9 protein-coding genes are annotated in these 13,073 nt (G+C 45.2%); 4 read left to right on the forward strand and 5 right to left on the reverse strand.

Going from position 1 to position 13,073, the window contains the following annotated elements; all coding sequences use genetic code 11:
- Positions 1–8: 8 nt before the first annotated feature.
- Positions 9–1,214 (reverse strand): acetyl-CoA C-acetyltransferase, encoded by a 1,206-nt coding sequence (locus tag ABZP31_RS02870; protein WP_248134421.1) that lies wholly within the window; start codon positions 1,212–1,214, stop codon positions 9–11.
- A gap of 188 nt (positions 1,215–1,402) precedes the next feature.
- The gene (locus ABZP31_RS02875) at positions 1,403–2,413 is read right to left on the reverse strand and encodes an AraC family transcriptional regulator (RefSeq protein ID WP_005016061.1); all 1,011 of its coding nucleotides are present in this window, start codon (positions 2,411–2,413) and stop codon (positions 1,403–1,405) included.
- Between the two features lie 205 nt (positions 2,414–2,618).
- Here ABZP31_RS02875 and ABZP31_RS02880 point away from each other — a divergent pair, with 205 nt between their 5' ends.
- The 3 genes from ABZP31_RS02880 to ABZP31_RS02890 all read left to right on the forward strand — a co-directional run bounded on the left by ABZP31_RS02880 (position 2,619) and on the right by ABZP31_RS02890 (position 6,029).
- Positions 2,619–3,752, forward strand: coding sequence for a CaiB/BaiF CoA-transferase family protein (locus ABZP31_RS02880; RefSeq protein WP_248134419.1), 1,134 nt, complete (start codon positions 2,619–2,621; stop codon positions 3,750–3,752).
- A 149-nt stretch (positions 3,753–3,901) separates the two neighbouring features.
- Positions 3,902–5,545 carry a nitrite/sulfite reductase gene (locus ABZP31_RS02885; protein WP_248134417.1) on the forward strand — a complete coding sequence of 548 codons (1,644 nt, stop codon included), beginning with the start codon at positions 3,902–3,904 and terminating at the stop codon, positions 5,543–5,545.
- Positions 5,538–6,029: a DUF934 domain-containing protein gene (locus ABZP31_RS02890; RefSeq protein WP_005024839.1), complete on the forward strand. Its 492-nt coding sequence runs from the start codon at positions 5,538–5,540 to the stop codon at positions 6,027–6,029. The genes ABZP31_RS02885 and ABZP31_RS02890 overlap by 8 nt, the downstream gene beginning before the upstream one ends.
- Positions 6,030–6,090: 61 nt before the next feature.
- Here the strand turns inward: ABZP31_RS02890 and ABZP31_RS02895 are convergent, their stop codons facing one another.
- The 3 genes from ABZP31_RS02895 to yccS form a co-directional block, all read right to left on the reverse strand.
- Positions 6,091–8,700, reverse strand: a complete 2,610-nt coding sequence (locus tag ABZP31_RS02895) for a sulfite reductase flavoprotein subunit alpha (RefSeq protein WP_262475395.1) — start codon at positions 8,698–8,700, stop codon at positions 6,091–6,093.
- Between the two features lie 168 nt (positions 8,701–8,868).
- Positions 8,869–9,429: a hypothetical protein gene (locus tag ABZP31_RS02900; protein WP_005016053.1), complete on the reverse strand. Its 561-nt coding sequence runs from the start codon at positions 9,427–9,429 to the stop codon at positions 8,869–8,871.
- An 86-nt stretch (positions 9,430–9,515) separates the two neighbouring features.
- On the reverse strand, positions 9,516–11,687 hold the full coding sequence (gene yccS, locus ABZP31_RS02905; RefSeq protein WP_034429048.1) for a YccS family putative transporter: 2,172 nt from the start codon (positions 11,685–11,687) through the stop codon (positions 9,516–9,518).
- A gap of 138 nt (positions 11,688–11,825) precedes the next feature.
- On the opposite strand from yccS, the gene ABZP31_RS02910 reads away from it, so the two are divergent.
- Complete coding sequence (locus ABZP31_RS02910) at positions 11,826–13,034, forward strand: multidrug effflux MFS transporter (protein ID WP_026444220.1); 1,209 nt, start codon at positions 11,826–11,828, stop codon at positions 13,032–13,034.
- Positions 13,035–13,073: the final 39 nt, after the last annotated feature.

Consider the following 13,073-nt stretch of genomic DNA (forward strand, 5'->3'; position numbering starts at 1 on the left):
TGTTCTCCTTATACGCGCTCGATAATAGTAGCAATTCCCATGCCGCCGCCGACACATAAAGTCGCCAGGCCACGTTTTTTATCCTGACGCTCTAGTTCATCCAGTAAGGTCCCAAGAATTATGGCGCCAGTTGCACCTAGCGGATGTCCCATTGCAATTGCACCGCCATTGACGTTTACTTTGGCTGGGTCAACCTTGAGCTCATGAATAAAGCGCATGACCACTGCTGCAAAAGCTTCATTGACTTCAAACAGGTCAATATCATCAATACTCAGTCCAGCCTTTTCTAGTGCTTTACGTGCAGCAGGTGCTGGCCCGGTTAGCATGATCGTCGGATCGGTGCCAACCAGAGCGGTCGACAAGATTTTAGCTCTAGGTTTCAGATTCTGTTCTTTCACTGCTTTATCAGAGGCAATCAGTACCAGTGCAGCGCCATCAACGATACCAGAAGAGTTTCCGGCATGATGTACATGATGAATCTTTTGTGCTACCGGATATTTTTGTAGGGCTACTGCATCAAAGCCCATTTGGCCCATCATTTCAAAGCTCGGATTAAGTTTGGCTAGCCCTTCAGCCGTGGTATTCGGCTTGATAAATTCATCTTCTGCCAGAATAACAACACCTGCTTTGTCCTTAACCGGTATTACAGACTTTTTGAAATAACCACTGGCCTGGGCTTGTGCAGCTTTCTGCTGTGAATGTAGCGCAAAGTGGTCTACGTCTTCACGGGTATAGCCGTCCAGTGTAGCAATCAGGTCAGCTCCGATACCCTGTGGCACAAAACCACTGTGTAAATTGGTTTCCGGGTCAAGTGCCCAAGGACCACCATCTGAGCCCATCGGTACACGTGACATAGACTCGACACCACCTGCCACCACCAGATCCTCCCAGCCAGAGCGAACCTTCATTGCCGCCATATTGACCGCTTCAAGGCCTGAAGCACAGAAGCGGTTAATTTGTACACCGGCAACGTCATCATTCCAGCCCGCTGCGACAGCTGCGGTTTTGGCAATATCTGCCCCCTGGTCACCTACAGGCGTTACACAGCCCAAAACAATATCATCAACTTTAGAAGTATCAAGCTGATGACGATGCTGTAATTCGTTGAGTAATCCGGTGAGCAGACTGATCGGTTTAACTTCATAAAGTGAGCCGTCTTTTTTCCCTTTTCCTCGCGGGGTGCGAATGGCATCAATAATATAAGCCTCGCTCATAATTTTTCCTTTTTATATTGAATGACTGGTTTTTCTAATTTTTGAGTGTACTGCAAAGCAAACAGAGTGCAATGACGAGAACGAATCAGGCTAAATGTTGGTTTTTGCCAATACTGAATATAAATAATTATAAAAAAGCCCAAGTGTTTACACCTGGGCGGAGGAAAACTCGGAAATTGAGTTAAGACTTAATGATAACCATGTAATTGGCGGTACAGACCCGGGGTGACGCCAGTCCATTTCTTGAAAGCGCGGTGGAAGGTGCTGGTTTCACTAAAACCGACCTGCTGTGCAACATCTTCCAGGGTTAATTCCGGATTAAGCAGCAGGTGAATGGCAGCATCGCGGCGTAAGGCATCTTTAACTCCCTGATAGCTTTTACCTTCTGCGGCCAGACGGCGGCGCAGGGTCTGCGGTGACAGATAAAGCATGGAAGCAACATCGTTTAAGGTTGGCATCTCTTCGCCAATCTGGCTCTTTAACACATCACGAATACGCGATGTAAGAGAATTTACATTTTTGAATTTCACCAGCAGTTGTGCTGGCGCAGTTTTCAGGAACTCTTCCAATGACTCATCATTCTGACGAATGGGCAGGTCCAGATAGTCGGCAGCGAAAGTTACTTCAGTACGTGGTGCATCAAACTGCATGACCGGCGCAAAAAATAGCGCATCATATTCATCTGCATGGGCAGGGCGGGCATAACCAAAATGTACCCGTTCTAGCGGTATGCGGCGTCCGATCAGCCAAGAAGCCAGACCATGCCAGATCATCAGCATACTTTCAGTAATAAAGTGGTCCGGGTCCATACTTTTAGGAATTAATGGCACCAACCGTGCTTCATGCTTGTCACGCTCTAGCGTAACTGACCATTCATCACCAAACAGCTTATAAAACTGTGAAGAAAGTTCTAGTGCATCACCGAGAGTTTTGGCATGTATAATCAGCTGGCACATAATGGCAAAGGTGCCGAGCCGACGTGGCTGTACGTCAAAACCGACGTGTTCATCCTGAGTGACCATCCATAGCATTTTAATGAAACGGGTGTACTGTTCAGGCGAGATACGAGCTTTCGGCTGGCGTAGCAGTTCGGCCTCGATACCGACATGTGAAAGTAAGGTTTCTACATCCATGCCGAGGCGTTTTACACCAGTCAGAGCCGCATTAACGAAATGGATACTAATCGTATCACGGCTCATGTTAAATCCTTCAGTCTCTTTTATGTTCACGTGTGGTTGACCTAAATGACGCTAAAAATTATTTAATTGGCAATTTACAATAGGTAGACTACCATTTTTACATGATAAATTGCCGAAATGATCAAGGTAAATGGCTGAACATGACATTGTTTACCCGATTTTATCTTTTTAAGATGAAATGAAACCTTATCTGGATAAAACAATAATGACTACCCCCTTAAATGGACTGAAGGTACTGGATTTCTCGACTTTATTGCCTGGACCTTTTGCCAGTTTGTATCTGGCCGATCTCGGTGCAGAAGTTATTCATGTCGAGTCTGCAACTCGCCCCGACTTGATCAGGCTTTTACCGCCTTATGCTAATGGACAGGCAACTGCACACAGTTATTTAAACCGGAATAAACAGTCAGTAACTCTGAATTTGAAAGATAAGACCAGTATTGAACTGATCAGGCAAAAAATAAGTGAATTCGATATTGTAGTGGAGCAGTTCCGGCCAGGCGTAATGAAACGTTTAGGCCTAGACTATGCTGTACTGGCCGAACTTAATCCGCGACTGATTTATTGTTCAATCACTGGCTATGGTCAAGATGGTCCTTATAGGGACCGGGCAGGACATGATATTAACTACCTTGCTGTTGCTGGTATCGCAGGCCATAGCGGACGAGAAAAAGATGGTCCACCCCCTCTGGGCATTCAGGTGGCAGATATTGCAGGAGGCTCACTCCATGCAGTCATCGGTATTCTCACTGCAGTGATCGAGCGTCAGCAAAGCGGACTCGGACAATATATTGATATTTCCATGACAGACTGTGTAGCGACTTTAAACAGTATGGCTGCTTCCGCTGCTCTGGCCGGGCAAACTCCGCAGATGCCAGAACAGGAACACTTAAATGGCGGCACATATTATGACTATTACCAGACTAAAGATGGCCGTTATCTATCTGTCGGCAGTCTGGAACCGCAGTTTATGCAAGGTCTGGCCCAAGTCTTGGATCTTCCTGTTCTGCTGGAAAAAGGTGCTTCTTTTGATAGTGATGACCGAAAACAAGTCAAACAGGCTATTCAAGCTAAAATCTTAAGGAGAACCTGGGCAGAGTGGAGTAATACTTTTGCAGCACTGGATATTTGTGTCGAACCGGTGCTGAGGCTGGATGAAGCCCTAAATTCTCCTTTAGCACAAGCCCGTAAATGGATTGTTCAAGTGCCTGTAGCAGCAGACCTGAAAAAAACCGAACCGCAGCTGGCTTGTCCTATCAAGTTCTCCCGATCACAAGCACGCTATACATTTAGCGGTCAGAGCCTAGGAGAGGGAAACTGGCCTGAATCGTCTCAGTAAATTGCACAGGAACAGGTAGAATAACAGCTGATCATCGTGTTTTGGCTCTTTATCAATAAAACCGCTATTAAATATGTAAAAAACGCATTTTGTTGATGAACCAAAGCTCGTTATGCTATCAGCCGTTATAATGAATCTAGCCGTACGCCATGTATTTATATACTGATTTCGATCAACAGCTGGTCAATGAACGCGTTGCACAGTTCCGTGATCAAACAGAACGTTATTTAGCCGGTAAACTTACCGAGGATGAGTACCGTCCACTGCGCCTCCAGAATGGTCTATATGTACAACGTTACGCACCTATGCTGCGTATGGCGGTACCTTACGGCCTGATGAATTCCAAGCAGTTAAGAAAAATTGCTGAAATTTCAAAAAAATATGACCGTGGTTATGCACATGTTTCTACCCGTCAGAACATCCAGCTGAACTGGCCGGCACTTGAAGATGTGCCTGATATTCTGGCTGAACTGGCAACAGTACAGATGCATGCGATCCAGACTTCGGGTAACTGTATACGTAATACGACGACTGACCAGTATGCCGGTGTGGTTGCAGGCGAGATTGCTGATCCGCGACCAACTTGCGAGCTGATCCGCCAGTGGAGTACATTTCACCCGGAATTTGCTTTCCTGCCGCGTAAATTCAAGATTGCTGTTTCAGCACTTGCAGAAGTTGACCGCGCTGCGACTGCGTTTCACGATATTGGTGTTTATATTATACGTAATGCACAGGGCGAGCTGGGTTATAAAATTATGGTAGGTGGCGGTCTGGGCCGTACTCCTATCATTGGCAGTGTAATCCGTGAATTCCTGCCACGTGAAGACCTGATTGCGTATCTGGAAGCAGTATTACGTGTCTATAACCTGCATGGACGCCGTGACAATAAATATAAAGCACGGATCAAGATTCTGGTTAAAGCCCTGACACCACAAGTATTTGCAGAGAAAGTCGAAGCCGAATTTGCACATACTCGTGAAAGTCTGAAAATTCAGCCAGAAGTTCTTAAAAAGCTGGATGAAGAATTCACACCATTTGATTACCAGAATCTGGCTGATGAAGACTTTACTGAACTGTTTGAAGCTCATCCTAAATTCAAGCACTGGTTTAATATCAATACCCATGCTCATAAAGTGCAGGGTTACCGTATTGTAACCATTTCGCTCAAGCGTGCTGGTGTGGCGCCTGGTGATATGACTACGGAAGAGATGAATCTGATTGCTGACCTGGCAGACCGTTATACATTTGGTGAACTGCGTACTACGCACGAGCAGAATATTGCGCTGGTCGATGTGCCGCAAAGAGACCTGTTTGAATTATGGCAGACTCTTGATGCACAGAACCTGGCACGTGCACATATCGGATTCCTGACAGATATTATCTGCTGTCCGGGCGGAGATTTCTGTTCACTGGCAAATGCCAAGTCTATTCCGATTGCTGAAGCGATTACCCGCCGTTTTGAAGACCTGGATACGCTGTATAATCTGGGTCAGCTTGATCTGAATATTTCAGGCTGTATGAATGCCTGTGGTCATCACCATGTCGGTAACATCGGTATTTTAGGGGTAGACAAAAAAGGCGCTGAGTTTTACCAGATTACACTCGGTGGTAATGCTGACCATGACGCTTCTATTGGCGATATTCTCGGGCCTTCATTTGCAGCTGAAGTGGTACCAGATATTATTGAAGAAATCTTAAATACATATCTGGATTTGCGTACAGACAATGAAAAATTCATTGATACTTACCGCCGCGTAGGAATTCAGACCTTTAAGGAGCGTGCATATGCTTAATACAGCATTACCTGTACTTTATAAAGATGGCACGATTGCGGATAATACCTATCAGCTGATTGGTGAAGATGGTCAGTTACCTACGGGAGATGTCCTACTGACTACAGCACAGCTGGAGCAGCTGGCACAAGTACAAGGTAAAAAGGCACTTTATTTGACAGTCAATGACTCACCAGAAGATCACCAGTTTCCGTTAGATGCACTGGATGCCATCTTTATTGAGTTTGCCGGTTTTAATGATGGCCGTGGTTATTCCTTTGCAGCGTTACTGCGTCGTCAGGGCTTTCAGGGTGAACTACGTGCAGTAGGTGATATTTTTAAGGACGTTTTGAACTATATGAAACGTTCCGGCTTTGACAGTTTCGTAGTTAAGGAAGGTAAAGATGTTGAGGAAGCTGCGGCTGGTCTGCAAGACTTTACTCATCCTTATCAGGCCTCGACGGGTGTAGGACAGGCCAATTATCAGACGGGTCTTTTCCGTTAATTTCAAAAACTGTAAATAAAAACCGGGCTATATGCCCGGTTTTTTACATCTAGTCTAAAGTTTAATAAACATCACGGCGATAGCGGCCATTTTGGCGAAGATCATCCACACAGCACTCACCCAAAATATCGATCAGGGCCTGATCTACATCGCTTGCCATTCCGTTAATACTGCCGCAGACATAAATTACTGCGCCACGTTCAATCCAGCTTTTTAGCTCTTCGCTATGTTCACGTAAAATATGGTGTACATACATACGCTGCTCCTGATCACGTGAAAAGGCCAGATCCAGACGTTGCAACATACCTGTAGTTTGCCAGGCTTCTAGGGTAGACTGATAGAAGTAGTCACAGTTGCGTTGGCGCTCACCAAAAATCAGCCAGTTTTGCGTATAGTCTTGGCGTACACGGCTGTGCAGCAGGCTCATCAGTCCTGCGATACCTGTTCCATTACCAATACAGATAATTGGACGATTATCATCGATCAGATGGAAAGATTCATTGGTACGAATGCGTAGTGCCACCGGTGAGTGTAAGGGTACATGCTTGGTCAGCCAGCCTGACCCCAAACCAAGACCATCTGCTCCTTCACACTGACGTACCACCAGACGCAAAACCTGCTGTGAAGGTATACTGGCAATCGAATACTCGCGTGAAGGCAGGGCAGGTAACTGTTCCAGTAACTGATCAACGCTATTAAAGACTTCAACCGTTCCGGTCAGGTCACGATCCCATAAAGCCTCTGCAAGGCTCATATTTATTGAATTTACTTGCGTATTGCCATCCAGCTGATACTGGTTCAGAAAGTCTTGAATACGTGCTTGGCTATTGCCCGGCTGTATCTCGGCAATATCGCCCGCCTGCCAGATTACATCATGCTTGGCTTTCAGCTCGACATTATAGGCCGGACGACCCAAGCTGCCCGGATTAAGCAGCTCGCGCTTATCCAGTATCCACTGGTCAAATACTTTTTCAATATTCATGTTGCTTAAATCAAGCCGGGTAGCCCGAGCCAGGGCCTGATTCCAACGCTGAATATCTTCATTACTGCCATTATTAATTTCAATGACATCAAATAGGGGATGAGCACCAGAGCGTTTTAACCAGTGATTCACCTCATGCCCAAAGCTGCAATAACTGTCAGGATATTCCTGTGAACCCAAGGCCAGAACAGCATAGTTCAAGTGGCTTAAATCCAGATCACTCTTCATTAGCTTTTTAACAAAACCAGTGGCCAGATCTGGAGCTTCACCAGTACCGTAGGTACTCACTACAAATAATACATGCTCTGCCTGTTTAAGGTCAGCCTCATGCAGCTGCTGTATCGGTTTGACAGTAACCGGTTGTCGGGCTTCTTGTAAGCTGGTTGCAGTACGCCACGCCAGCTGTTCAGACATACCGGTTTGAGTAGCATAGGTAATGAGCCAGGATTTTGCATTCGGATCAATAGAATGAGCAGTACTGCTGTTACGTGCAGCCTGTGTCAGTTTTTTCTGCTTGCGGCGTTTTAAATACAGCATCCAGCCTGTAACAAAGAAGAGTGGCATGGCCAGTGCTGCCAGCATAACCAAAAACTGATAAACCGATCCAAAGAAACTGCCCCGGTGCACGGGTAACATGCTGCTCATGATTTTTTCATTCAGCTTTTTATCTTCATAAAGCTCAAGATTTTCAAGTTGAGACGTCCGATAATCGAAGACTGCTTTATTGCGGGCGCGCTCATGTTGAGGCACAGCATCTGTAAAGGACAGCTCAATTTTACCATCCGGTTTTTTAGGTAATGTCAGGGTCAGACTTGAATATTCACGTCCAATTTGTGCATTAAAGCCTGTCCAGGCTTGAGTCAGTGCCAATTGAACCTGTTCGGGAGGAAGGCCCTGACCACGCTTACGATCAGCTTCACGGTCACCTGTCTGCTGTCCACCGCTTCTACCGGTAGACGCTTGCAATTCTTTTTCTTGCCCTCGTGGCTGGTTACCTCCCTGTAAAGCAGGCTGTTCACGTTCTACACCCAGTACCTTAAACATACCATTACGCCACCACTCATATGACCAGAATAAGCCGGTACAGGCCAAAATCAGATAGAAGATCACTACCCAAGTCCCAACTACGGCATGCAAATCCCAGATAAAGTTGCGTCCCTTTAAGCGGGGTTTAATGAAAAACCACTGACGCCATGAATGTTTTTTGGGCCAGCGCAAATAGAGTCCGCTTAGCACAAAGAAAATCAGCATTAATGTACAGGCACCGGTAATCTGTTTGCCGACCGGGCCTACTGTTAGATTACGGTGCAGCTGCTGAATAAACTGGAAAAACTTGCGTCCTTGAATTTCAGGTAGAACTTCTGCGGTATAGGGGTTTACCATCATGTTATAACCGCGGCGCTCTCCTTTTTTCTCGATATTGACTGTAGAAGAAGCAGCTGGATCAGTGTCGACTGTAATACTGTTAATTTTAAGTTCAGGCGACTGCTGATGGAAATGTTGATACAGCTCGGCAGGTGTCAGCTTGTCACGTTGTTCGGCCTGAACTACATAACTGTCCTGATTAATCCATTTTAAGATTTGCTGTTCATAGGAGTAAATTGCTCCCGTTACTCCCATAATCGAGAGAATCAGCCCCGCAGTAATCCCCAGAAACCAGTGAACTTGGAAAAATGTTTTTTTAAACATGTGCGTAGTGGAATTATCATGTGCCAAGAATGGCACCGATTATAAACAAAAATTAAGTAGATAAAATGGATTTTGCGATTAATAGACATTCTCATTATCATTTATTTTAAGTAATTTATAAAAAACCTCCATAAGCAGGAGGTTTTTTAACTCTGAATTTTAAAATACTCAGATGGTTTTAGGTTCACCCACCGCTTCTTTGAGATGCTTGCGAATAACGGCAAAAGAGAAATTCTTGCTGTCCATACGCTTTGGCAGGATATATGCACCTGGCTGATCTTTTACTTTAAAATTCATCAGAATAAAGTCCGGCGCATCATACCATTCATAAACATCTTTCCAGCCGATGGTTCCTACACCTTCCTGCATACCCATTTTCTGGCGCATAACAATGCCATGTGGCTGAACGCCCAAACGAATTCCCTTGATTTCCTGAACCGGAAATTCAGTCATTTTGCGCTTAACATACCACTCCAGACCATATTTGCGTACCAGCAGGTAAAGCGCTACACCAACCAGAGCTACCCAGCAGAAAATGGTTGAGTAGTTTTTAAGAAAGATAATCCCCAAAATAGCCAGAACGGCAATTACGCCCATAATGGCCCAGGCTTTCATACCGATCTTGTTGGTACTACGCCAGATCAGCAACTGAACCTGACGCTGTTCGGCTTCTGAAACTTCGTAATTGACCGGCTGTAAAGTATAGCTATAAGTATTTTTCGCGTTCATAGTGCAAATAATGAATGGTAAACTCTTCAAAGTTTAGCATTAATTCTGCCCGTTCAGGGAGTATATTGTGCCAATTTAAGACTGAATTACAAGGAAGCCAATTCGGTCGCAGCATTATCCTGCTCATTGCTAAGGCTTTGCTTGAGCGTACTGAGCTGTTGCAAAATACTGAGCATTAGTGAAAGTTGTTGCAGAATAATCAGAGACTTTTGATCTTCTTCATGATTTTGTCTGAGACGTTCGCGAGTTGCAATAAGTATATTCTGGGCACTCAGGTCTGGTGTCTCATCACGTAACAGGGCGCCGCGTATGTCATCTAAAGCCTGATCTAGCAGTTTAAGAATCTCTTGGTCTTTTACCTGTTCCCGATGAGCACCTAATGCTGCGATGTAACTTAAAAAGGTATGGCTCAGACATAAAAATTCGAATGCCCGACTTTTCTGTAACGGATCAAAATCGGGTTCAGTTGCCAGGGTAGAAATGAGAGATGCCATTTCAGCATCGGTATTGTGCGCGCTACGGCGAACAATCCGATAGGTTAAACCATTGTTACGGCCCTCATGATATTGCTGAACGACTTCATTTAAATAGTCGCACTGTGCACTGAGTGCTCGCTGAATACTGCGTGGCAATCGGCGAAATTTCCAGTCAGGCCAGATAAAGCTGACACCGAACCATGCCAGCGCGCAGCCGATTAGGGTATCTATCATACGCGGTAAGGCGGCGGTAAATCCCATTCCGTCCAAGTTGAAGTTGATAAGGGCTAAAATGGTAATGAATGCAGTAGCTTGGGCATATTGTTTACTGCGCAGCTCAAAAAACAGAACGCCGCTTAATACCAGTAAACAAAGCTGGCCTTCTATTGAAGGTACAAAATATAAAATGGCATATCCAATAATAATACCGACCAGTGTACCTACAATACGCAAACGTAAGCGGCGCTTGGTAGCATTAAAGTTGGGCTGGCTTACAAACAGGGCGGTGAGCAAAATCCAGTAACCATATTGAATATTGGTGAGCTGTACGAACACATACCCTATAAACAGTACAATTGATAAACGCACAGCATGGCGAAACAGGACAGATTCTGGTGTCAGATGCTGTTTGATACGAATTACAATATCATCCCAGCCTTTTAAATCATCATCTTTAAGCTGGTTTTCAAGGTATCTGCTTCTTTCAACTACATAACGTTCAGTTTCAACATTGCGCAGCTGGGCATCAATCGATTTCAGGTTGCGATACAAGGCAAACAGTGCATTTACCCATACCTGATCATAATGCTGTTCATCCCGCAGCTTCTCTAATGAAATACGCAGATTTTCAAATGCATGCTTAAAGCGGCGGTTATGCTGGTACGTCGTCCGCTTTAAAATACTTTCACCCAAGTCTTTACAGGCCTTGCCCTGAATAGTGAGAATGCGCTGAAAACGAAACAAGATGTCACTATGTTCAAAGATTTTTGCCAGTTTCTGATAGTCAATATGAGCTGAGTCAACCCGCTCATGAATATCTTGGGCCGCAAAATAATAGTGCAGACTGCGACGGGTATCACGTTGACCCCGGTCACCTTTTAATCGGGTGAGCAGGGCAGTTTTCATTTCATTGAAAATACCCACAAGCTTGCCGTTTTCAAGTGACAGGTCAATCATACTTTGCTGATAGCTGTCGGGTGTCATATCAACATCAAACAGGGCAGATTTGGCAAACAGGAAATCACCCAGTGCCGAATAGCATTGGGAAAGTTTATCCTGTACCTGACGTACTGGAAATAGCAGGAAACTGATGGTGGAAATCACTCCATACCAGACTGCGCCTGCGACCAAGAGCAAAGGCTGGCTATACCAGTGATCAAACAGGTGTACTCCCAACATTGAGTAAACTGAAATAACCAGACAGCCATATGAAATAGTGGCATAACGCCGGCCCAGAGAACCGAGCAATATCCAGCCAATACAGGAAATGATCAGCCCAATTGCAAACAGGACTGGATAGGGAAACAGAAACTGGATAGAAGCAGCCGTGATAAAGAATCCGATATAGGTATAGACCAGATTCATAATCCTGACTGAAAAACGGTCATCAATATCACTTAGTGCAGCCGCGACTACACCCAAAGTTAAAGGAATGGTCGCCAGTTGCTGACCCAGCAGATAAGGCACAAATGCGGTTGCAGTAAAGGCAATAATCATGCGCACGTTATACATGAAGGACGTATTGTACGTGGCCTGCTGAACACGGGTAAGCCAAGCTTTCAATCGACACCTTTTTAAGAACAGGTTGTATAAAAATTATTCAAAGACACTGCATAATGTGAAACTTCACGAATCACTATGACAAATCATACTATGGAGCGTGTAAGCTTGTCTTTAATCTTATAAATTCATCAATCATCTATGGACCTATCCAAGGATAATAGTCGTTCGCACTACAGCTTACCGTGGCTGATGCTGCTGGCCTCGCTGACTGCTTTAGGCCCGCTTTCGATCGACATGTATCTGCCGGCTTTACCCGGCATGGCAGAGGAATTTGGCGTCAGTACACAAATGGTGGCCAATACCTTGCCAGCCTATTTCTTGGGACTTGCTGTCGGGCAGCTGATTTATGGTCCGGTCAGTGACCGTATTGGACGGAAAAAACCTCTCTATTTTGGTTTGCTTCTGTACGTCGTGGCCAGTCTGCTATGTGCATTCGCTACCAGTGAATGGAGCCTGATTTTCAGCCGAATATTACAGGCTCTAGGCGGATGTGTGGGTGTTGTGATTGCCCGTGCTGCAATCCGTGACCGGCTAGATGTTCAAGCTTCTGCACAAGCTTTTGCCAGTATGATGATTGTGATGGGAATCGCGCCTGTTATGGCACCGGCCTTAGGCGCCTGGCTCCTCATCTATTTTGAATGGCATGCTATTTTCGTTGCCTTAGCTCTGATTGGGGTAATTTGCTGTATTTGTGTCGCCTTATTTTTTAAGGAAACTCTGCAACCTGAACGTCGTTTAAAGTTAAGTGCGAGACAGGTGCTCAGTTTATATAAAACAATTTTTCAGGATAAAAGTTTCCGTGGTCCGATGGTGATTGGCTGTTTTACTGGCGCAGTGCTGTTTTGCTATATCAGTTCAGCTGCGTCCGTCCTGATTGATCAATATCATCTAAGTCAGCAGCATTTTGCCTATGCTTTCGGATTTAATGCCGTAGGGATTACCCTATTTTCATCCATTAATAAACGCTTGGCCCGAAATATGTCGATCATACAGCGTTTAAAGCTTGGTGGAATTCTCCAGTTAATGGGTGTTTTTATTCTGCTTGGTGCAGGACTGTATGACGATACTGCACTTGCTATTGTGATGTCAGGTCTGTTTCTGGCTGTCTCGGGTATTGGTTTTACCGGACCAAATGCAATGGCCTTGGCGATGGCCGAGCAGGGCAGTCGCGCCGGTACAGCCAGCGCAATCATGGGGAGTATGCAATTTGCCTGTGGCCTGCTTGGCGGATTAATCCTGAATTTTCTGTTCTGGAGCCCCCTGCTAAATATGGCACTGGTAATGCTGTTCTTTATCGTAATTGGTGTGGCCAGTATATTTAAAAGCAGAAACTCTCTAGCTCTTTAAGGATTAAAGTTAAAGGCATCTATATATAAAAGATCTCTT

The sequence above is a fragment of the Acinetobacter sp. FL genome (assembly GCF_040744925.1).
Classification (GTDB): Bacteria; Pseudomonadota; Gammaproteobacteria; order Pseudomonadales; family Moraxellaceae; genus Acinetobacter; species Acinetobacter radioresistens.